The sequence below is a fragment of the Saccharospirillum sp. ABV4_185 genome (genome assembly GCF_056159245.1).
Window position 1 is genome coordinate 2,501,063 of sequence record NZ_JBSWUW010000001.1, and the last position, 20,135, is coordinate 2,521,197.

General features: G+C 54.2%; 23 protein-coding genes and 2 tRNA genes. 22 read left to right on the forward strand and 3 right to left on the reverse strand.

Annotation, left to right across the window (positions count from 1 at the left end; genetic code table 11):
• Window positions 1–15 precede the first annotated feature (15 nt).
• From aspS to nadA, 15 genes are all read left to right on the forward strand, one after another.
• The gene (gene aspS / locus ACXAE6_RS11760) at window positions 16–1,788 is read left to right on the forward strand and encodes an aspartate--tRNA ligase (protein WP_475147995.1); all 1,773 of its coding nucleotides are present in this window, start codon (window positions 16–18) and stop codon (window positions 1,786–1,788) included.
• 39 nt (window positions 1,789–1,827) lie between these two features.
• A complete protein-coding gene (locus ACXAE6_RS11765; RefSeq protein WP_475147998.1) occupies window positions 1,828–2,559 on the forward strand; it encodes a YebC/PmpR family DNA-binding transcriptional regulator in 732 nt (243 codons plus the stop codon).
• Between the two features lie 19 nt (window positions 2,560–2,578).
• Window positions 2,579–3,103 carry a crossover junction endodeoxyribonuclease RuvC gene (gene ruvC, locus ACXAE6_RS11770; RefSeq protein WP_392802898.1) on the forward strand — a complete coding sequence of 175 codons (525 nt, stop codon included), beginning with the start codon at window positions 2,579–2,581 and terminating at the stop codon, window positions 3,101–3,103.
• Between the two features lie 31 nt (window positions 3,104–3,134).
• A complete protein-coding gene (ruvA, locus tag ACXAE6_RS11775; protein ID WP_475148002.1) occupies window positions 3,135–3,740 on the forward strand; it encodes a Holliday junction branch migration protein RuvA in 606 nt (201 codons plus the stop codon).
• Window positions 3,741–3,768: 28 nt separating this feature from the next.
• Complete coding sequence (gene ruvB, locus ACXAE6_RS11780) at window positions 3,769–4,776, forward strand: Holliday junction branch migration DNA helicase RuvB (RefSeq protein ID WP_392802893.1); 1,008 nt, start codon at window positions 3,769–3,771, stop codon at window positions 4,774–4,776.
• Window positions 4,777–4,904: 128 nt separating this feature from the next.
• Window positions 4,905–5,615, forward strand: a complete 711-nt coding sequence (gene tolQ / locus ACXAE6_RS11785; RefSeq protein ID WP_475148008.1) for a protein TolQ — start codon at window positions 4,905–4,907, stop codon at window positions 5,613–5,615.
• Entirely contained in the window at window positions 5,612–6,043 is a 432-nt protein-coding gene (gene tolR / locus ACXAE6_RS11790) for a protein TolR (protein WP_392802887.1), read from the forward strand. The genes tolQ and tolR overlap by 4 nt, the downstream gene beginning before the upstream one ends.
• Window positions 6,033–6,902, forward strand: a complete 870-nt coding sequence (gene tolA / locus ACXAE6_RS11795) for a cell envelope integrity protein TolA (RefSeq protein WP_475148011.1) — start codon at window positions 6,033–6,035, stop codon at window positions 6,900–6,902. The genes tolR and tolA overlap by 11 nt, the downstream gene beginning before the upstream one ends.
• A complete protein-coding gene (gene tolB, locus ACXAE6_RS11800) occupies window positions 6,899–8,209 on the forward strand; it encodes a Tol-Pal system beta propeller repeat protein TolB (protein ID WP_475148013.1) in 1,311 nt (436 codons plus the stop codon). Before tolA ends, tolB begins: the two co-directional genes overlap by 4 nt.
• Window positions 8,210–8,296: 87 nt before the next feature.
• Window positions 8,297–8,827 (forward strand): peptidoglycan-associated lipoprotein Pal, encoded by a 531-nt coding sequence (pal, locus tag ACXAE6_RS11805; protein WP_475148016.1) that lies wholly within the window; start codon window positions 8,297–8,299, stop codon window positions 8,825–8,827.
• Window positions 8,828–8,833: 6 nt separating this feature from the next.
• The gene (gene ybgF / locus ACXAE6_RS11810) at window positions 8,834–9,628 is read left to right on the forward strand and encodes a tol-pal system protein YbgF (RefSeq protein ID WP_475148019.1); all 795 of its coding nucleotides are present in this window, start codon (window positions 8,834–8,836) and stop codon (window positions 9,626–9,628) included.
• 50 nt (window positions 9,629–9,678) lie between these two features.
• Window positions 9,679–10,353, forward strand: a complete 675-nt coding sequence (gene queC, locus ACXAE6_RS11815; RefSeq protein WP_475148022.1) for a 7-cyano-7-deazaguanine synthase QueC — start codon at window positions 9,679–9,681, stop codon at window positions 10,351–10,353.
• 112 nt (window positions 10,354–10,465) lie between these two features.
• Window positions 10,466–10,541: transfer RNA gene (locus ACXAE6_RS11820), tRNA-Lys, on the forward strand.
• Between the two features lie 79 nt (window positions 10,542–10,620).
• Window positions 10,621–10,696: transfer RNA gene (locus tag ACXAE6_RS11825), tRNA-Lys, on the forward strand.
• A gap of 150 nt (window positions 10,697–10,846) precedes the next feature.
• Window positions 10,847–11,896 (forward strand): quinolinate synthase NadA, encoded by a 1,050-nt coding sequence (gene nadA, locus ACXAE6_RS11830; RefSeq protein ID WP_475148026.1) that lies wholly within the window; start codon window positions 10,847–10,849, stop codon window positions 11,894–11,896.
• Window positions 11,897–11,905: 9 nt separating this feature from the next.
• Here the strand turns inward: nadA and ACXAE6_RS11835 are convergent, their stop codons facing one another.
• Window positions 11,906–13,213, reverse strand: coding sequence for a M48 family metallopeptidase (locus ACXAE6_RS11835; RefSeq protein ID WP_475148030.1), 1,308 nt, complete (start codon window positions 13,211–13,213; stop codon window positions 11,906–11,908).
• Between the two features lie 139 nt (window positions 13,214–13,352).
• Between ACXAE6_RS11835 and ACXAE6_RS11840 the strand changes: the two genes are divergently transcribed.
• Both ACXAE6_RS11840 and ACXAE6_RS11845 read left to right on the forward strand, forming a co-directional pair.
• Window positions 13,353–13,601, forward strand: a complete 249-nt coding sequence (locus tag ACXAE6_RS11840; RefSeq protein ID WP_392802868.1) for a sulfurtransferase TusA family protein — start codon at window positions 13,353–13,355, stop codon at window positions 13,599–13,601.
• Window positions 13,594–14,715: an AI-2E family transporter gene (locus tag ACXAE6_RS11845; RefSeq protein WP_475148035.1), complete on the forward strand. Its 1,122-nt coding sequence runs from the start codon at window positions 13,594–13,596 to the stop codon at window positions 14,713–14,715. Before ACXAE6_RS11840 ends, ACXAE6_RS11845 begins: the two co-directional genes overlap by 8 nt.
• Here the strand turns inward: ACXAE6_RS11845 and ACXAE6_RS11850 are convergent.
• Complete coding sequence (locus tag ACXAE6_RS11850; protein WP_475148039.1) at window positions 14,712–15,197, reverse strand: peroxiredoxin; 486 nt, start codon at window positions 15,195–15,197, stop codon at window positions 14,712–14,714. The two genes, ACXAE6_RS11845 and ACXAE6_RS11850, sit on opposite strands and share 4 nt — an antisense overlap.
• 212 nt (window positions 15,198–15,409) lie before the next feature.
• On the opposite strand from ACXAE6_RS11850, the gene dapA reads away from it, so the two are divergent.
• From dapA to ACXAE6_RS11875, 5 genes are read left to right on the forward strand one after another with little or no spacing between them, the layout of a single operon-like run.
• Entirely contained in the window at window positions 15,410–16,285 is an 876-nt protein-coding gene (gene dapA, locus ACXAE6_RS11855; protein ID WP_392802859.1) for a 4-hydroxy-tetrahydrodipicolinate synthase, read from the forward strand.
• Entirely contained in the window at window positions 16,278–16,871 is a 594-nt protein-coding gene (locus tag ACXAE6_RS11860) for a hypothetical protein (protein WP_475148044.1), read from the forward strand. Before dapA ends, ACXAE6_RS11860 begins: the two co-directional genes overlap by 8 nt.
• Window position 16,872: 1 nt before the next feature.
• The gene (locus ACXAE6_RS11865) at window positions 16,873–17,637 is read left to right on the forward strand and encodes an MBL fold metallo-hydrolase (protein ID WP_475148047.1); all 765 of its coding nucleotides are present in this window, start codon (window positions 16,873–16,875) and stop codon (window positions 17,635–17,637) included.
• Between the two features lie 16 nt (window positions 17,638–17,653).
• Complete coding sequence (purC, locus tag ACXAE6_RS11870; RefSeq protein ID WP_475148051.1) at window positions 17,654–18,367, forward strand: phosphoribosylaminoimidazolesuccinocarboxamide synthase; 714 nt, start codon at window positions 17,654–17,656, stop codon at window positions 18,365–18,367.
• 57 nt (window positions 18,368–18,424) lie between these two features.
• Window positions 18,425–19,231: a porin family protein gene (locus tag ACXAE6_RS11875; RefSeq protein ID WP_475148055.1), complete on the forward strand. Its 807-nt coding sequence runs from the start codon at window positions 18,425–18,427 to the stop codon at window positions 19,229–19,231.
• 179 nt (window positions 19,232–19,410) lie between these two features.
• On the opposite strand, the gene ACXAE6_RS11880 is transcribed toward ACXAE6_RS11875, so the two are convergent.
• The gene (locus tag ACXAE6_RS11880; protein WP_475148061.1) at window positions 19,411–20,040 is read right to left on the reverse strand and encodes a TetR/AcrR family transcriptional regulator; all 630 of its coding nucleotides are present in this window, start codon (window positions 20,038–20,040) and stop codon (window positions 19,411–19,413) included.
• Window positions 20,041–20,135 lie beyond the last annotated feature (95 nt).

Below are 20,135 nucleotides of genomic sequence, written 5' to 3' on the forward strand. Positions count from 1 at the left end.
GATTCAGGAACTCCTATGCGAAGCCATTACTGCGGGGAACTCAACGCTTCCCTGATTGACGAAACCGTGACCATCAGCGGCTGGGTTCACCGTCGCCGCGACCACGGCGGCGTGATCTTCCTCGATGTCCGTGACCGTGCCGGCATCACCCAGGTGGTCTTCGACCCCGACGCACCGGAAAGCTTCAATATTGCCGACCGGGTCCGCTCGGAATACGTCATCGAAGTGACTGGCCGGGTGCGTGCCCGCCCTGAAGGCACCGTCAATCCGAATATGGCGACCGGCGAAATTGAATTGCTGGGCAAGGAAATCACCGTCCTGAACTCAGCCAAGACGCCGCCCTTCCCGCTGGACGAATACTCCGACGTCGGTGAAGACGTGCGTCTGCGCTACCGTTTTATGGATCTGCGTCGTCCGGAAATGCAGCAGAAACTGGTGTTGCGTTCGCGCATTACCTCCAGCATTCGGCGTCATCTGGAAGACCAGGGTTTTCTGGATATCGAAACCCCGATTCTGACTCGCGCCACACCCGAAGGGGCGCGTGACTATCTGGTGCCCAGCCGGACCCACCCGGGTGAGTTCTTTGCACTGCCGCAGTCACCGCAGCTGTTTAAGCAATTGCTGATGGTGTCGGGTTTCGATCGCTACTATCAGATCGCCAAGTGTTTCCGTGACGAAGACCTGCGCGCCGATCGCCAGCCGGAATTTACCCAGATCGACATCGAAACCTCCTTCACCGATGAAGCCGGCATCATGGCGCTGACTGAAACCATGATCAGCAACCTGTTTAAGGATGTGCTGGATGTCGATTTCGGCGAATTCCCGCGCATGCCGTATTCCGAAGCGATGGAAAAATACGGCAGCGATAAGCCGGATCTGCGAATCCCGCTGGAGTTGACCACCGTCAGCGATCTGATGACTGAGGTCGATTTCAAAGTCTTCTCGGGTCCTGCGACCGATCCCAAAGGTCGTGTGGCTGCTTTGAAAGTACCGGGTGGCAGTGAGCTGACCCGTAAGCAGATTGACGATTACACCAAGTTTGTTGGCATTTACGGTGCCAAAGGTCTGGCTTATATCAAGGTCAACGACAAGAGCAACCTGCCGGACGGTCTGCAATCGCCGATCGTTAAGTTTATTCCGGAAGCTGTGCTGGCTCAGTTGATCGAACGTCTGGACGCTAACGATGGCGACCTGATCTTCTTTGGTGCCGATAAAGCCACCCTCGTTAACGATGCATTGGGTGCGTTGCGCTGCAAGATCGGCGAAGACATGAATCTCTATACTCAGGATTGGGCGCCGCTGTGGGTGGTCGACTTCCCGATGTTTGAAGAGACTGGTGAAGGTCGCCTGGCCGCGCTGCATCATCCATTCACGGCGCCGTCGTGCAGTCCGGAAGAATTGAAAGCTAACCCGGAAACGGCCTTGTCACGCGCTTACGACATGGTATTGAACGGCGTTGAATTGGGTGGTGGTTCCATCCGTATCCACGACGAAGCCATGCAGCACGCGGTGTTTGAAGTGCTCGGCATCAGCGAGGAAGAGCAGGAGGAGAAGTTTGGCTTCCTGCTGTCGGCGCTGCGCTATGGTGCACCGCCGCACGGTGGTCTGGCCTTTGGTCTGGACCGTCTGGTCATGCTGATGACCGGCGCAGAATCGATTCGTGAAGTCATCGCCTTCCCGAAAACCCAGACCGCTGCTTGCCTGTTGACCCAAGCGCCGGGTGAAGTCAGCCAGGAACAGTTGCGCGATCTGAATCTTCGCATTCGCAAGCCGGTGGCCGAATCCTGATTCGCGTCACCCAAGGAAAGAGCACGAGGTAATAAAGCTATGGCAGGTCATAGTAAGTGGGCCAACATCAAGCACCGCAAGGCGGCTCAGGACGCCAAGCGAGGCAAGGTCTTCACAAAAATCATCCGCGAACTGGTGGTCGCTGCAAAAAACGGCGGCCCTAACCCGGAAGATAACCCGACGTTGCGTTCGGTCATGGATAAAGCCCTGACCGCCAACATGAAAAAAGACACCATCGAAAAAGCCATCGCCCGTGGCGCGGGCAATGCCGATGGTGATGATTACGAAGCCATGACTTATGAAGGTTATGGCGCCAGCGGCGTGGCGGTGTACGTTAAGTGCTTGTCCGATAACCGTAACCGTACCGTTTCCGAAGTGCGTCATGCCTTCACCAAATGTGGTGGCAATCTGGGCACTGACGGTTCTGTTGCTTATTTGTTCAGCAACGCCGGCCAGCTGTTTATCGAAAGCGGAGAAGAAGACGCCATTATGGAAGCGGCGCTGGAAGCCGGTGCCGAAGATGTGATCAGCAACGATGACGGCAGTTTCGAAATCCGCACCAGCCCGGAAGATTTTCTCGACGTAAAAAACGCTCTGGTCGAAGCCGGTTATGACGTGGAAGGCGAAGTCACCATGATTCCCTCCACCGAGACTGAACTGGACGTTGAAACCGCCGAAAAAGTGCAGCGGCTGATCGATATGCTCGAAGATCTTGATGACGTGCAAAACGTCTACACCAACGCGGCCTTCCCCGAGGAAGCGGAAGCCTAGTGATGGTGGCGGTGCGCCCATGGCATTGATACTGGGTATTGACCCCGGTTCGCGGAAAACCGGCTTTGGCATTATCAATGTTGTGGGTAGCCGCCAGGACTATGTCACCTCTGGCGTGATTCGCCTGGAATCCTTCGATACATTCGCGGAGCGGCTCGACAATTTGTTTCGCTTTCTGCGCGAAGTGATCGAGCAATATTCACCCGCGGAAGCCGCTATTGAGCAAGTATTCATGGGCCGCAGTGCTGCCTCGGCGTTAAAGCTGGGTCAGGCGCGCGGCGTGGCGATTCTGGCTGCGACGCAATCCGGCCTGGCGGTCAGCGAATACGCTGCTCGTAAGGTTAAGCAAGCTGTGGTTGGCAATGGCGGCGCTGATAAGGTCCAGGTTCAGCATATGGTGCAGCGCATGCTGAAGCTGCCAGGCCTGCCTCAGGAAGACGCCGCCGATGCCTTGGCTATCGCCCTCTGTCATGCTCATACCAGCGCGGGTTTGGTCCGGGTAGCCGGTAGTCGCCACTCACGGCGCGGACGCTGGCTGGATTAACCGTCCAACGACGCTATAAAGGAAGCACCTCATGATTGGTCGTTTGCAGGGTACATTGCTGGAGAATCGGGCGCCGGATTTACTGGTCGACGTCGGTGGAGTGGGCTATGACGTTCAGGCACCGCTGTCGACGGCCTTCAAGTTGCCGGCTGTTGGCGAGACTGTGGTTCTGCATACCCATCTGGCTATTCGTGAAGATGCGCATGTGCTCTTTGGTTTCGGAACCCGCGAAGAACGCAGTCTGTTCCGTGCACTGATTAAAACCAGTGGTGTTGGCCCGAAGCTGGCTTTGGCTATTCTCAGTGGTATGGAGCCGGATCACTTTATCCGCTCTGTCCAGCAAAAGGATGCGACCATGCTGGTGAAGGTGCCGGGCGTGGGCAAGAAAACCGCCGAGCGGTTGATTGTCGAAATGCACGACCGTATTGCTGATCTCGGTGGCGCAGAGCGTTTATTGGCCATGCCGACCGTGCCGGAAGCCATGCCGCGTCCGGCCAGCGCTGAAGAAGATGCCGAAAGCGCTTTGATCGCTTTGGGTTACAAGCCTCAGCAGGCAACACGCGCCATTGCGCAGGTCGCGCAAACGGGTATGGATTCCGAAACCTTGATCCGCGCTGCGCTCAAGCAGATGATGTAAACCACTTTCTGGCCGAACCGACTGACCGATGATCGAAACCGACCGTTTTATCGCGCCTGAGCCGCAAAACGTCCGCGAGGAACAGTTTGACCGGGCCATCCGGCCGCTGTCCCTGGCTGAATATATTGGTCAGGCGGTGGTGCGCGAAAAGATGGAAATCTTTATCAGCGCCGCCCGCAAACGTGAAGAGCCGCTCGATCATACTTTGGTATTCGGGCCGCCCGGCCTGGGTAAAACGACGCTGGCCAATATCATTGCCAATGAGATGGGCGTCAACATCAAAACCACCTCCGGTCCGGTGCTGGAAAAAGCCGGTGACCTGGCGGCCATGCTGACCAATCTGGAATCCGGTGATGTGCTCTTTATCGACGAGATTCATCGGCTGTCGCCCCAGGTTGAAGAAGTGCTCTACCCGGCGATGGAAGATTATCAGCTCGACATCATGATCGGCGAAGGCCCAGCAGCGCGTTCCATTAAACTCGATTTGCCGCCCTTTACCCTGGTCGGTGCGACGACCCGGGCGGGCTTGCTGACGTCGCCCTTGAGGGATCGTTTCGGTATTGTCGAGCGACTGGAGTTTTATTCGGTCGCTGAACTGACTGAGATCGTGCTGCGTTCTGCCAATAAGCTCGGTGTGGAAATTGATCGCGAAGGCGCCGGCGAAGTGGCGCATCGTTCCCGTGGTACGCCACGGATTGCCAATCGCCTGTTGCGACGGGTGCGTGATTATGCCGAAGTTAAGCACGAAGGCAGTGTCAATCAGGTCATTGCCGATGACGCCCTGAATTTGCTCAATGTCGACAAAGCCGGTTTCGATCATCTCGATCGTCGTATGTTGATGACGCTGATCGAGAAGTTCGGTGGCGGTCCGGTTGGTGTGGAAAGTCTGGCCGCTGCCTTGAGTGAGGAGCGCGATACGCTCGAGGATGTGGTCGAACCCTATCTGATACAGCAAGGATTTTTGACCCGCACTCCGCGGGGTCGGATGGTGACCGATCTGGCCTACCAGCACTTCGATTTACCCCAATCCAAATAACCTTTCCGGCGTTGCTCGCGGCCCTGTGCAAAGGGAGTGAAAACCGTCTTCAGCGCAATGGCGCCGTCTAGTATTTGCCAAAAAACTTCTTTAGTCTGGCCCGCTGAAAGTCTCTGAGGATGACGGTAGTGGGCAGTCAAATATCAATATGGGAATTGGTCAGCGAAGCGACACTGTTGGTGCAGTTTGTCATGCTGACGTTGTTAGCCGCTTCGGTTGCAACCTGGGTGTTTATCTTCGAGCGCCGTAAGGTGCTGACGACCGCCTATCATCGATTTGCCAGTTTTGAAGAACGTTTCTGGTCCGGCATGGACCTGTCTCAGTTGTATCGTCAGATCAACGCCAACCCGGATCCCGATAACGGCGGCGAGCATATCTTTCGCGCCGGTTTCAAAGAATTCAGCCGCCTGCGCCAGCAACAGGTGACCGACGCCGATGCCATCATGGCCGGCTGTCAGCGCGCCATGCGGGTCGCGGTCAGCAAGGAAATGGAAAAGCTCGACCAGCACCTGCCGTTTTTGGCAACGGTCGGTTCAACCAGTCCCTACGTCGGTTTGTTCGGTACCGTCTGGGGCATCATGAATTCATTCCGTGGCCTGGCATCAGTCACCCAGGTAACGCTGTCGACGGTAGCTCCGGGTATTTCTGAAGCATTGATCGCTACGGCGATGGGCCTCTTTGCTGCTATCCCAGCGGTGATCGCCTACAACCGTTTTTCGGCACGCTCCGATAAACTGGTTGCCAACTACGAAACCTTTGCTGAAGAGTTTGCCGCCATTTTGCACCGTCAGGCACATTTGCTGGCGGGTCAGGGTCGCAAACAGGAAGTGGCTGAATGAGCCTGGTGCGCAAACGGCGCAAGCCGATGTCCGAGATCAACGTGGTGCCTTATATCGACGTCATGCTGGTCTTGCTGATCATCTTTATGGTGACCGCGCCAATGATGATGCAGGGCGTTGAGGTTGAGGTGCCGCAGGTTGAGTCCGGCCCGCTTGAGCGTGATGAAAACCAGGAATATTTAATTGTCGCTGTTGATGCCGGAGGCCAGGTGTATGTCGAGCGCGGTGAAGAAGAGCCCGAGGCCGTTGAACCGAATGGTGTAGGGCAGTATGTCGCCCGCGTTCTGGGACAGCAGCCCAGTTTGCAGGTTTATATTCGCGGCGACAGCAGTATCTCCTATGGTCGTGTTATGCAGGTTATGGCGAACTTACAGACTGCTGGTATTGAGTCTGTGGGTCTGATCACCGAGGCGCCGGATGAAGAGTGAGTGGCGCTTAAATTTAAGTCGTCGCCATTTGGCGTTGCCGGCTGTGCAAGCTGTTGGCTTGCATGCATTGTTGGCGGCGTTGTTTTTGGTTGGCTTTAGCGTGACTCATCCGTCGCCGGACCGGTTCGAACTGCCGCCGACCTTGACCGCCAATCTAATGATGGAGCCACAGCCGCAACCGGTTCGTGAGCAACCGCCGACAGCGCAGCCGGCTCCAGAACCGGAACCACAACCCAAACCGGAACCAGAGCCCCGGCCTCAGCCTGAGCCAAAACCGACGCCGCCGGCTCCGCAGCCAGAGCCACAACCCGAACCAGCACCGCAGCCGGCGCCTCAGCCGCAGCCAACGCCAGCGCAACCTAAGGCGCAGCCGGAACCAGAACGGGTGCCGCCGGCCAGCAGCAATACAGCGCCAGCGGAAAGCCAGCCGGCTCCGACGAATAGTGAAGATCTGTTTGATGATTTATTGGCGGGTCTGGACAGTGAAGATTCACAGTTGGAGCGGCAGCAGGAAGAGCTGGCTGCAGCTCAGGCACAACGTGAGCGTGATGCGCAGGTGACCTCGACCTATACCGACCGTATTTATCAACAGATCAGTCGCGCCTGGTCGAGACCAATGGAACTGCAGATTATGGATTTGACCGGTCGGGAAACCGTCGTACAGGTATCGTTGTTACCGACTGGTGAATTGCTGTCCGCCGAAATCGTATCCAGCAGTGGTATTGCTGCACTGGACCAATCTGCTATCAGGGCGGTGCAGCGTGTGCGTCGCTATCAGGTGCCGGATGATATCAATATTTTTAATCGTAACTTTCGAAGCTTTCGCTTTCGTTTCAAACCAGAGGACCTGATGCAGTGAGAGTTCAACGACGTCTGGCCATTCTGGCTATCGCTTTTATGTCGCTGGTGGCTGGAACACTGGCCCAAGCTGAAGACCTGGAAATTGTGGTTACCCGCGGTTACGACGCCCGCACCAAAGTCTCTGTTGTGCCGTTTTTCTGGGGTGGGTCGGAAGCTTTGCCGGAACAGGTCGATGCGGTTATTCGTGCGAATCTAAGCCGCACCGGTCGGTTTGATTTGTTGCCGGCGAGTGAAATGCTCAGTCAACCAACATCCCAGGATGGAGTTTTTTATCGCGACTGGCGTTTGCTGGAGCAGGAATACTTGGTGATTGGTCGAATGGAGCCGGTGGCCGGAGGGCGTATTCGGGTCAACTTTTCGCTGTTCGATATTGTCCAGGGCCGACGAATGGTCGGCGGCAGTCAGACGGTCGCGGTTTCTCAGTTAAGGGATCTGGCGCATTCTATTTCTGATCTGATTCATGAGCGTATCACCGGCATTAAAGGCATCTTTTCCACCAAGATCGCTTTTGTGACCCGCCAGCCAACCAGTGTCGGTAATTTTGAGTATCGCTTGCAGGTGGCGGATGCCGATGGTCAACGCGCCCGCACTATTTATCAGTCCGATGAACCGATTATTTCGCCATCCTGGTCGGGTGATGGTCGACGTATCGCCTTTGCAAATAAGGTCGGAGATCGTTGGAAAGTTTTTGTACAGGAGTTGGCTTCCGGTCAGTCGGATACCTTGTCGGGTCGACGGGGTTATACCAGCTCGCCGGCATTTTCTCCTGATGGTCGATATTTGGCTTATGTATCCAGTACGGAGGGTAATCCAGAACTATATCTGTATGATTTTTCCACGGGACGAAGTACTCGTTTAACGCGCAATAGTTATATTGATACCGAACCGAGTTTCTCGCCTGATTCTCAATCTTTGATCTATACCTCGGAAAGAGGAGGTAGACCACAAATTTATCAAATGGACCTTGCCACTAAGCGTATTGAGCGCTTAACCTTTGAAGGCAGTCAAAACCTGAAAGCCCAATACAGCAGCGACGGGCAATACCTGGTCTTTATTCACCAAACAGAGGGCAGGTTTCACGTTGCAGCAATGGATCTGGCATCACGTAATATTAGAGTGCTGACAGAAACCAACCTGGATGAGTCTCCCAGTATTGCGCCAAATGGCACCATGCTGGTCTATGCGACTAAGAGAGGGGGTGAGGGGGTTTTGGCCTGGGTGTCCCTGGATGGGCAGGTCACAAGCCAGATGCCGTCGATATACGGTGACGTAATTGAACCGGCCTGGTCTCCCTACTTGAACTAGGGTCATTTGCAGGGCAATATGCCAATAAGGGCAAATTGGTCTGTAAATAACCAATAAAACGACATATAACCGATGGGATAAAGGAAAATGGCTAAATCCAAACTGATTCAAGCTGCTGCTATTACATTCGCGGTATTCCTGGCCGGCTGTGCCTCTACTGAAGAGACTGCCTCTACTGGCGAGTCAAGCACAACGGGTACTACTGGCTCTGTGCAGGAAGAAGAACAGCTGACACTCGATACTGAACCAACTGAAGCCGAACAAAGCGTTACCAGCGAGTTCCAAGCTTTGCTGGATCAGACCATCATCTACTTCGATTTTGACAAGTCTGAAATCCGCACTGAGTTCCGCACTGTGCTGAACGCACACGCTATGAACCTGGTTGCCAACCCGAACATGAGCATCGTTCTGGAAGGGCATGCTGATGAGCGCGGTACTCGTGAATACAACCTGGCCTTGGGTGAGCGTCGTGCGCAAGCCGTTGCTGACTATCTGATGCTGAAAGGTGCCGCTGCCAGCCAGATCGACACCGTAAGCTATGGCGAAGAGCGTCCGGTTGCTTTGGGTAGCACCGAAGCAGATTACGCCGAAAACCGTCGTGTAGAGATTGTTTACTAATCGTCCATGCTGAACAAACAAGCTCTAATCTACAGTGCTGCCCTTTTGGGCAGCACTTTTGTTTTTATAGGGTCGCTTTCTGCTGAACCCGCGATTGTTGAATCGCAACCTGACGGTGGTTCGGGAACATCGAGTCTCGGTACTTTGGGTGGTCCGGAAAGTTCCGCGCGTACCAGCAGTAACGGTCCATCCGCTGCCTTTGTAGAAAACCTGATGTTTCAGGTTCAGGACTTACAGCAGCAGGTTGCTGAGCAAAGAGGGAAGATTGAAGAGCTCAGTTATCAGCTCGATGTGATGCGCGAAGAACAGCGCGAGCGTTACATTGATCTGGACCAACGTATTCTGTCTTTGCAGCAAAATCCTGGTTCAGCTTCAGCGTCTAATAAAACCGCTCCTGCTGCTTCCGCTGATTTTGATGCGGTCAGCGACGAAGACATTCTGGCGGAATACAATGCAGCTCGAGAGCATATCAGAGCACGAGAATTTCCTGAGGCAATATCGTCGTTACAGGCCTTTGCAGACAGCCATCCTGAACACTCTTTAACTCCTAATGCATGGTATTGGCTGGGTGAGGTTCAACTGGCCAGCCGCAATGTCGATGAAGCACGCACGGCCTTCCAAACGGTCATTGATCAGTTTCCGGATGACGCCAAGGTTCCAGACTCCCTTTATAAGTTGGGAATTATTGCTCAGCAGGGCGGCAACTCCGACCAGGCACGTCAATTGTTCCAGCGCGTGATAACTGACTACCCTGATAGCCAAAGTGCGCAATTGGCTCAGGCGCGACTCAACTCCAATTAAAGACGACAGCCTTTGGGCTGTCGTCTTGTTACTACTCGCGAGATATACCCATGACAAAGAAAGCCGTGGTTCTTCTGTCCGGAGGCCTCGATTCGACGACGGTGTTGGCGCAGGCCAAGGCGGACGGATACGAGCTCTATGCGCTGAGCTTCGACTATGGTCAACGGCATGATGCTGAATTGGATGCGGCCAAACGCATTGCTAAATCAATGGGCGTGGTGGAGCACAAAGTCATTCCAATTGATCTGGCTAGCTTGGGCGGGTCGGCTTTGACTGATCACAGCCTTGAGGTGCCAACCGAAGAGACTGAAGGCATTCCGGTAACCTACGTGCCAGCACGGAACACTGTTTTTCTATCGATCGCTCTGGGCTGGGCTGAGGTGTTGGAGGCACAAAATATTTTTATCGGTGTCAGTGCCGTCGACTACTCCGGATATCCGGATTGCCGACCGGAGTACATTGAAGCCTATGAACGCCTTGCCAATCTGGCAACCCGGATGGGTGTCGAAGGGCGTGTCATTAAAGTCCACACCCCGCTGATCAACCTGAGTAAGGCTGAGACGGTCGCGCTCGGTACTCAGTTGGGTGTGGACTATGGTCTTACTGTCAGTTGCTACCAGGCCAACGAATCGGGTGAAGCCTGTGGTCGGTGTGATTCCTGCCGGTTGCGCCAAAAAGGCTTTGCAGAGGCTGGCTTGTCGGATCCGACGCGGTATCAGGCCTAAACGGTCTAAAGTACTGTTGGCAAAGCCCTTTTAGATCAAAGGCTTGGCAGCAAAAAAAGACAATGCCGGGGTTGCGTCCGGGATAAAAATACATATTATATGCGCCTCCTTTGGGTCGTTAGCTCAGTTGGTAGAGCAGTTGGCTTTTAACCAATTGGTCGCAGGTTCGAATCCTGCACGACCCACCACCTTTACTCTGTTCACGGTCCTGAGGCGGAGTAGCCAGTAAGCGATTCGGGTTGAAAGGGTGATCAGGCCAGCTACCAAGGGTCGTTAGCTCAGTTGGTAGAGCAGTTGGCTTTTAACCAATTGGTCGCAGGTTCGAATCCTGCACGACCCACCATATTTCCAAAACAGGAGAGTTCGGCTCTCCTTTTTTATGCCTGCTAAAACCCCATTGTGCCGCCTGCCAACCGTCCCCATCATGGAGGCCATAGGGCTCCGCTTTGTTTCGGAGTACAATACCAGGCGGTAAAGAGGCTGCTGAGTAACCATGACCGATTCTGCTGTGTTGTCCGATCTGACCATCAATTTTGACGTTCCTATCGCTGAGCGAATAACCAGCCTCAGTGCTGCGGAAGTGAATGCGTTGAATGAAGAAATCATTGAGCTGATGCGGGCTCAGAAAGCGGTGTTGGTCGCCCACTATTACACTGATCCGCTGGTGCAGGCACTGGCCGAAGCATCGGGTGGCTTTATTGGTGACTCGCTAGAGATGGCGCGTTTCGGTCGCGATGTCGATGCCCAGACAGTGCTGGTTGCGGGGGTTCGCTTTATGGGTGAAACCACCAAAATCCTCAGCCCGGAAAAGCGTGTACTGATGCCGACGCTGGAAGCAACTTGCTCGCTGGATCTGGGGTGCCCGCCTGATGAATTTGCCGCTTTTTGTGATCAACATCCAGACCGTACTGTGGTGGTGTATGCCAATACGTCAGCAGCGGTCAAAGCCCGTGCCGATTGGGTTGTAACCTCCAGTATTGCGCTCGATGTGGTGGATTATCTGGACCGACAAGGAAAAAAAATACTCTGGGCTCCGGATCAGCACCTGGGTCGCTACATTCAGCGTGAAACTGGTGCGGATATGCTGCTGTGGAACGGCTCCTGTATCGTCCACGAAGAATTTCGCGCCAAAGGTCTGACCGACCTGAAAGCGCTGTATCCTGAGGCGGCCATCCTGGTGCACCCGGAATCGCCCGAAGCCGTTGTCGAATTAGCCGATGTGGTGGGCTCAACCACTCAGCTGTTGAAGGCGTCGGAGCAGTTGCCCAACCAGCAGTTTATTGTCGCAACCGACAGAGGCATCTTCTATAAGATGCAGCAACGCTCGCCGAACAAGACCTTTATTGAGGCGCCGACCGCCGGTCAAGGTGGTAGTTGTCGCTCCTGTGCTCACTGTCCCTGGATGGCCATGAATGATCTGGAGCGCATTAAGTCGGTATTGTTGAATCCGACCGAAGAAATCGAGGTGAGTGCCGAGTTGATTGAGCGAGCTCGGTTGCCGCTGGATCGTATGTTGAACTTTTCCTCCCAGCGCGCGGCTTAAACCGCGCCTTTAGCTGGGTAACAGGTTTCGTTGCCGTTCGAATTCCGTTAAGCGCTGACGTAGCCGAGCCAATTGGCTGGTGCTCACCGGCTGTTCAATGGCTTGCCGCAGCAGGTTAAAAGCTGCGCTTTCCTCTCCGTTGTGCCACAGCCACAGCGCTCGGGCTTCGGTTTCCCGTTCGGGCTGGCACCGAGCCGCCAACTGTTGCGAAAGTGCCAGCACTTCAATGTAGACAGCGTCGATTTTATCCAGATGGTTGCGTGCTTCCAGGCAGGCGCTGTCGCCCTCTTGTTGCGCTCTAGTTTTAGCTTGCCAGAACCAGCCCGGGTCAAAATCGGGAAACAATTGAGTCAGCATTGCCAGTTGCTGGCTGACCTGCACGGTTTCAAATTGATCTTGTTGGTGCAAAATCCAACCCAGTATTAAATCGGGATCCGCCTGATTGAGTAGTTCTTCGGGTAATGCTGAATCACCTGGTTCTGCTGACAGCAACTGTTGGTAGCGGCTTGGCCAAGCGGCGAAGTTGTCATCGGGTAAGTGCGTTTGGCTCAGATGCCAGCGCAGAATATCGTATTGGTGGTCGGGTGAGTCCTGGGTGGTGACATCATCCATTGACTCCAGTCGGGCCACTCGAGAGGCCGGCAAGGGGTGTGATTGCCAGTAGTCTGAGCCAGAGGACTGGTAGGTGATCTGCTGTTGCATGCGCCGAAACACCTGAGCGCCTGCCTGGGCGTTATAGCCGATTTCTGCCAGCGTCTTGCTGGACAGGTCATCGGCTTCGGATTCCATGCTGCGGCTAAACGCCAGACTTTGCTGAATGGCGCCGGCCTGAGAGCTGGTAAAGGTGGCGGCCCCCAATTCTGAGTTGCTGCTCATCAGGGCGATACCCAGCAGGGCGCCACTGATGGCTAACCAGCTTTGCTGGCGGTTGGCGTTTTGCATGCGGCTGAAATGGCGCAACCTAAGGTGAGCCAATTCATGGCCCATTACCGACAGAAACTCAGCTTCCGTCTCGGCGGTACGCCACAGTCCCAGGTTAAAACCCATAACATTACCGGGCAGTGCAAAGGCGTTAAAGCTGCGTTCGTTGATCGTTAGCGCGGACACTTCATGCAGTGGAATATTTGATGCCTGCCGCAATCGTTCGGCGCGCTCATTTAACCAATACTCAACCCAGACATCATTGATGACCTGCCCCTGTCGCTGTAATCTGCGCTGCAGATAGCCAGCGACGGCAGCTTCCTGGTCGCGGGTCCAGCCTAAAGACTGGTCACCAAAACCTTCGGCGCTGAGTTGGCTTGGTCCGGTGCATGTCAAGGCCAGTGTCAGTCCGGTGAATAAGGCTGAACAACGGCGTCGAAAGTGGCCTTTGCAAAATCGCACAACGACTCCATAGAGTGGAAAGATTGCGCCTATCATAAGGGTGCCGACTTCGGCTGACACCAGGAGGGTGTAATTGAGTTGTAAAACCAAAGCGACACACTGTCTGGATGTGCGAGGTTTGCGGTGCCCGTTGCCGCTGCTACGCACCAAGCAGCAGTTGCTGAAACTTCAGCCGGGTGAGGTGTTGGAGGTTAAAGCAACAGATGCCGGATCCTGGCGCGATATTCCTGCCTATTTGGCCATGAGCAACCATCGTTTGCTGGAGCAGCATGATACGGCAGACGGTGAGTTTCATTATTGTATTGAACGAGGAGTTGACTGACTTGAAGCTGTATCGGGTTATACAAGGATTTTTCCAGCGTTATTTCTCCGATGAAGAAGCCGTCATCCTCTTCATTTTCCTAGTGCTTTTCGGGGTACTTGTTTATGTACTTGGCCAGGCATTAGCACCGGTATTTACCGCCGTTATTTTGGCGTATTTATTGTCTCCTCTGGTTGATCGGCTGAACGGTTTACGCGTTCCACACCTGCTGTCAGTCGGCCTGGTCTGCCTGCTGTTCTTTGGCGTTTTATTTGTGGCAACGCTGATCATTGTGCCGTCGCTGGTGCGACAGGTAACCAGTCTGGTGACTGAACTCCCGGCCATGCTGCGGTTGTTCCAAGATCAGATTCAAGGTTTGCCGGAGCGTTATCCGGAACTGATTTCCAGCGATCTGGCGCAGCAGTGGTTGCGCGGTCTTGATCTGCGCGGTATCAGTCAGCAATTGTCCGGCTGGTTGCCACGGATGTTGACGATTTCACTGAACACCTTACCCAATGTGGTCGGCGTGTTGATCTATTTGATCGTTGTACCGCTGATGGTTTTTTTCATGTTGAAAGACCGCACCAAGCTCTGGAACAGTGTTAAATCCCGGCTGCTACCGGCTCAACGTGGGCTGATGACGCAGATTGCGGTGGAAATGAACCAGCAGATCGCCAACTACTTACGTGGCAAAGCGATCGAAATCCTCATTGTTGGGCTGGTGTCCTTTGTTACCTTTGAATTATTCGGGCTTCAGTATTCGGCGTTGTTGGCGACCTTGGTCGGCTTGTCCGTCCTTATTCCCTACATCGGAGCCACGGTCGTGACGATACCGGTCTTCTTGATCGGCGCTTTTCAGTGGGGTTTCACCAACGAGCTGTACTACGTCATGCTGGCCTATCTGATCATTCAGATGCTCGACGGCAATGTGTTGGTACCGTTACTGTTTTCTGAAGCGGTCAACCTCAACCCGGTTTCCATCATCATTGCTGTGCTGGTATTCGGTGGATTGTGGGGCTTCTGGGGTGTCTTTTTCGCCATACCGCTGGCGACTTTCGTTAAGGCCATTTTTAATGCCTGGCCACAACACCCCACCAGCCCCGAACCGGAATCCGATACATCTTCCAAAATCTAGCCGGTTCGTAGCGACCCTTGGCTCGCGTTCAGTTCATCGAGTAATCGATGCACGTGTTCGCGAGCGTCGACATCGCGCCAGGCGCGTATCAACTGGCCGTCTTCATCAATCAGAAAGGTCGATCGAACCAGGCTGTGAATCTTGCGCCCGAACATTTCCTTTTCACGCAAAACACCAAACAGTCGGCACAGTGCTTCGTTGCTGTCGGAAATCAACTCGAACGGTAAGCTCTGATCGCGTTTGAATTGCTCGTGGCTGACCAGGTCGTCTCGACTGACACCGAAAACCAAAATGCCCTGGCTGCGAAAACGTTGATAGTTGGCGCCAAAGTTTTGGGTTTCGATGGTACAGGCCGGAGTGTGGTTTTTAGGGTAGAAGTAAAGCAGCACCTTATAACCGCGTAAGGCGCGCAGGTGGACGTTCTTATTGTTTGTCGCGGGAACGACGAAATCGGGCACGATCTGGCCCACTTCAAGCATCATGGCAGTTGCCTCCCTGAATCCCTCCAGAGTTGAATCTTTCAGTATGGTCGATATTTGAGCAAATGCCAGTGGCTCAGCCTTGTGTCAAAGCAAGGCGCCCAGTACCATTGCGCCGATAAATCAGGCTCGCTCGTCGGGCGTCCTTTATTCGACGATTCAATCGTTTCGAACCACCCATCCGATTCCGGAAACAGCGGGGAGACGCAACATTCATGATCACTGGCAGTATTGTGGCCTTGGTGACACCCATGCGCGCAGACGGTTCTGTGTCCTGGGAACATCTGGAGCAGCTGATCGAGTTCCATATTGACAATGGTACAGCGGCCATTGGCGCCGTTGGCACAACCGGCGAAGCCTCTACGCTGGACATGAAGGAACACGAGGAAGTGATCCGCTTTACCGTCGATAAATGCGCCGGCCGTATCCCTGTGATTGCTGGCACTGGCGGTAACTCGACGCGCGAAGCCATGCACCTTACCCAGGCGGCCAAGACTGCCGGTGCCGATGCCTGTCTGCTGGTAACCCCTTATTACAACAAGCCGACTCAGGAAGGTTTGTATCAGCACTATCGCACCATTGCCGAAAACGTCGATATCCCCCAGATTCTCTATAACGTCCCGGGCCGTACTGCCTGTGATATGCAGCCGGAGACAGCGCTGCGTTTGGCTGAAGTGTCCAATATCATTGGGATTAAGGAAGCGACCGGTAATCTGGAGCGCGCCCGTTTTCTGGTCGAAAACGCCCCGGAAGATTTTGCCATTTACAGTGGTGACGACGTCACTGCCATGGAGTTGATGCTGCTCGGCGGTCATGGTGATATTTCAGTTACTGCTAATGTGTCGCCCAAAGCCATGTCCAGTCTCTGTGCTGCCGCTATGGCGGGTGATCGTGAGTTGGCTACCCGGCTCAACGATTTGCTGATGCCGTTGCATACCAAGTTGTTTGTCGAGTCCAATCCGATTCCGGCTAAATGGGCGCTGCATACCATGGGTTTGATTCCTGAAGGTATTCGTCTGCCATTAACCTGGCTGTCCGAAGAGCATCACGAAACGGTGCGTCAGGCGCTGATGGAAGCGGGTGTTGTCTAAGGTGATTAAATACGTATCGATCTGTTTGGCGGTAGTGGTTGTCGCCGGTTGTGGCAGTCGCACCGTCAATGTCACCTATCAACCGCCGGCTGAGTTGAGTCAAGGCGACTGGTTCCCCGTTCCGGCACAAACCGAACGCACCGTCACCAACGCGGAGCGGACTCTGGAGCGCCCTCCATTGGTTCTGGCTGACGCAAGTCAGGCCAACGAATTGGATGCAGCGCTGACGGTAACCGAAACCACCGACAGCTTCGGCAACGTCAGTCTGGCCGTCAATCGCGGTGCCAGCCTGACCTGGGAGTTGCTCGATAGCAGCGTTACCCGCCTGGGGTGGCCCGTGTCGGACCGCAACCGTTCTGAATACCGCCTGCAACTGAGAGATTCCGACGTTGCTTCGGCCGATGGCTTCTTTGCGCGAGTCGGTCGCCTTTTTGATGATGAGCATCAGCCGGTGCATCTGATACTGGTACCACGCATCGGTGAAACCACCATTTCCGCTGAATATGAAGATGGCACGGTATTGCCACAGGAAGAAAATCAGCGGTTGATGGCGCAAATACGGGAACAGATGCGTCAGGGGGGCTGAGGTGCGCTTCACCTCATTGGGCAGTGGCAGCAAGGGCAACGCCACCCTGATCGAATCGGGGAGTACTCGTATCCTGGTCGATTGCGGCTTTGGACTGCGCGATGTTGAAGCGCGCTTGAATCGGCGTGGTGTCGACCCGCAGTCGCTGACGGCCATACTGGTGACGCATGAACACGGTGATCATCTCAAAGGTGCACCCATGCTCGCCAACCGCTACCGACTTCCGCTCTATACGACGCCAGGTACATCACGCTCATTCAAAACGGCGGTCGAGACTTATCGGCCGATTAATGTCCATCAGTCGTTTAACCTGGGCGATATCAGTATTGAGCCGGTAACGGTGCCGCACGATGCGCGCGAACCCAGCCAGTTTGTTTTCCAGGCCGGCGATTATCGCTTAGGTCTGCTGACCGATCTGGGCAGCATCACACCGCTGGTCCGTGAACGCTACCGTCATTGCCAGGCACTGTTGCTGGAGTGCAATCATGACCCGCGCATGCTGGCAGAAGGCCCTTATCCGATCAGTCTGAAACGCCGGGTCGGTGGTGATTGGGGCCATTTGAGCAATCAGCAGGCCGCTGATCTGCTGGCCAGTCTGGAATTGAAAACCTTACGACACCTGATGATTTCGCACATCAGTGAACAGAATAATCATCCTGATCTGGCTCGGGCTGCGCTCGACCCGGTTCTGGATGGCTTTAATGCCCTTGTTCAGACGCTCAGTCAGGACGAAGGCTGCGACTGGATTAATTTGGAAACCGTCTAACCACGAGGCTGAACCCATGAACAAGACGGGCGTGCTGTACGCAGGCAAGGCAAAAACTGTCCATACCACTGAAGATCCAGATCTTCTGGTGCTGGAATTCCGCAATGACACCTCGGCCTTTGACGGTGAAAAGGTGGAACAGTTGGAGCGCAAAGGTCAGGTTAATAACGAGTTCAACGCTTTTATTATGCAGGCCTTGCAACAGGCAGGCATCGAGACGCATTTCGTCAAAGCCTTGTCGCCGACCGAATCTCTGGTGCGCAATATGAAGATGATTCCGGTGGAGTGTGTGGTGCGAAACCGTGCGGCCGGCAGCCTGTGTCGTCGCCTGGGTATTACCGAAGGTGAGGTTCTCGATCCGCCGGTGTTCGAGTTCTTTTTAAAGGATGATGCGCGTCACGATCCGATGATTAACGAATCGCATATCGAAACCTTTGGCTGGGCCACGGCAGCCGAAGTAACGCGTATGAAAGAGCTGACCATGGCGGTCAACCAGGTGCTGAAAAAACTCTTCGCCGACGGCAATTTATTGCTGGTCGATTACAAGCTGGAATTCGGTCGTTTCCGGGGTGACATTCTACTCGGTGATGAATTTTCACCCGACGGCTGCCGATTGTGGGATGCTCAAAGCCTCGAAAAAATGGATAAAGACCGGTTTAGACAGGACCTGGGTCACGTTATTGAAAGCTACGAAGAAGTTGGACGCCGTATTGGTGTGCAATTCAGTTGACAGAAACTACACTTAAAAGTCTGAATTCCTAAAGCCGTAATAAGAAGGGGAACGTCTGTGAAAATTTGGATTGCGACCGCTGCCGTTACACTGGCAGCACCGATGGCCTGGTCAGCGCCGCTGATCGATTTGGCTGGCAGTGTGGGTTACAGCTTTAATGGTCTGGACGAAGGCACCTTGGCCAACAACTCCATGGACCTGACCAGCGACAGCAATGCCAATCCGGCCGGCCTGGATCACGAAATGGATTCTGGTCTCTATGCGACAGCCAAAATCGGCCTGCCGTTTTTGCCGGATATTGGGCTGAAGTATGAGAGTCTGGTTAGTAATGGTAGCAATGTCATTTCTGACACCATTTCCTATGGTGGCGAAAGCCAGACCTACGCTGAAGAAGTCGAATCCGAACTGGACATGAGCTATCTCGATCTGACCGTGTCCGCTGGCATTCCTTTCGCCTATTCGTCACTCGACTTTGGGGTGAATTTCCGTTCATTTATCGGTGGTTTTAAAGCCGAAGGTCAAACCAGTGGTCAAAAACTGGAAGCCTCCTTCAGTGATGGCCCGGTGATTTTACCGATGCTGTATGTGGCCGGTTCATTCACTCCGCCCGTCATCCCTACCGATCTGACGCTCAGCGCAGAACTTAAAACCATGCCCATGGATACCAACGTCACCGATTGGAATGTGAAAGCGGCTTGGTTTGCACCGCTGCCGACCAATGACTTGGGTAAATTGGGTGTTGAAGGCGGTTATCGTGACTACAGCGTGAACATTGGTGAGTCCACCTTTGGTGCCGATACCGAAGACTTCGTATCAGAAATCAGTTACTCCGGTTTCTTCCTGGGCGCCACTGTCCAGTTCTGATCAACCGTTAGTCGGTTTGATTGTAATAAGCCTCCTTCGGGAGGCTTTTTTATGTCGCCTGCATCCAAAAACCACTCTAGGGTCGTCAACAGTTCAGCTTCTGGCTAAGACGCCAGGTTGCTTGATCAAGATATCCCTTCAAGGTTCTTTCGCCGCCCAGCTTGGCTGAGGCGGCTTTTTTATTGGCGCGGAGTGGTTGACCAGATGCGCTCGAAACTCCACTGAATTTCGTTGCCAAACTGTCGGCGTAATACCACAAAGTCGGGATTTTCAGCCTGATCTGCCAGTACCGGCGGCCATTGCAGCAATTGCCACAGACCGACCATGGCCGCATAACAGTGCAGTAAGCTGCGACTGCCGGTACCCGCTTGCAGTGTGTAGGTTTGATCCAACCAATGACCCGTATCGATCAGGCTCTGCGCCAGCTGTCGTTTGAACTCCATCAGCGTTGGTTGATCCAGGTTTTGCTGCAAGGTGCCCTGTAACTGAGCGGACAAGGGCATAAAGCTTGGTTCGGCTTCGATGTAGTCCAGCACCTTAGTCGTCAGTCGTTTTGCTATAGACGGCTCTAGTACCGGTTGGCGGATGGCGCTTAACAACTGCTGCAGATGTTCGCCTAACAAACCCAAAAAAATTGCTTCCTTGGTGCTGAAATACAGATAGACGGTACCTTTGGCGACCTGCGCTGCCTCGGCAACCTGAGCGGCGGAAGGCAGTTGATGATTATTATCGACAAAGCAACGCGCAGCGGCGATCAATAAAGCCTGGCGGCGGGCGGCTTTTTGCTCTGGAGCGCGGGCGCGTTTCATGTCGAACTCGATGCACAAGGAGGCATTATTGTGCCCGAAACGCTGTGGCTTCTCATCTGTGATGGTATTGGCTTGGGCAGCTGCGCTAGGCTTGG

Coding starts and splice junctions, on each gene's coding strand:
- aspS (WP_475147995.1), top strand. CDS start 16: ATGCGAAGCCATTACTGCGGGGAACTCAACGCTTCCCTGATTGACGAA.
- ACXAE6_RS11765 (WP_475147998.1), top strand. CDS start 1,828: ATGGCAGGTCATAGTAAGTGGGCCAACATCAAGCACCGCAAGGCGGCT.
- ruvC (WP_392802898.1), top strand. CDS start 2,579: ATGGCATTGATACTGGGTATTGACCCCGGTTCGCGGAAAACCGGCTTT.
- ruvA (WP_475148002.1), top strand. CDS start 3,135: ATGATTGGTCGTTTGCAGGGTACATTGCTGGAGAATCGGGCGCCGGAT.
- ruvB (WP_392802893.1), top strand. CDS start 3,769: ATGATCGAAACCGACCGTTTTATCGCGCCTGAGCCGCAAAACGTCCGC.
- tolR (WP_392802887.1), top strand. CDS start 5,612: ATGAGCCTGGTGCGCAAACGGCGCAAGCCGATGTCCGAGATCAACGTG.
- tolA (WP_475148011.1), top strand. CDS start 6,033: ATGAAGAGTGAGTGGCGCTTAAATTTAAGTCGTCGCCATTTGGCGTTG.
- pal (WP_475148016.1), top strand. CDS start 8,297: ATGGCTAAATCCAAACTGATTCAAGCTGCTGCTATTACATTCGCGGTA.
- ybgF (WP_475148019.1), top strand. CDS start 8,834: ATGCTGAACAAACAAGCTCTAATCTACAGTGCTGCCCTTTTGGGCAGC.
- queC (WP_475148022.1), top strand. CDS start 9,679: ATGACAAAGAAAGCCGTGGTTCTTCTGTCCGGAGGCCTCGATTCGACG.
- nadA (WP_475148026.1), top strand. CDS start 10,847: ATGACCGATTCTGCTGTGTTGTCCGATCTGACCATCAATTTTGACGTT.
- ACXAE6_RS11850 (WP_475148039.1), bottom strand. CDS start 15,197: ATGATGCTTGAAGTGGGCCAGATCGTGCCCGATTTCGTCGTTCCCGCG.
- dapA (WP_392802859.1), top strand. CDS start 15,410: ATGATCACTGGCAGTATTGTGGCCTTGGTGACACCCATGCGCGCAGAC.
- purC (WP_475148051.1), top strand. CDS start 17,654: ATGAACAAGACGGGCGTGCTGTACGCAGGCAAGGCAAAAACTGTCCAT.
- ACXAE6_RS11880 (WP_475148061.1), bottom strand. CDS start 20,040: ATGAAACGCGCCCGCGCTCCAGAGCAAAAAGCCGCCCGCCGCCAGGCT.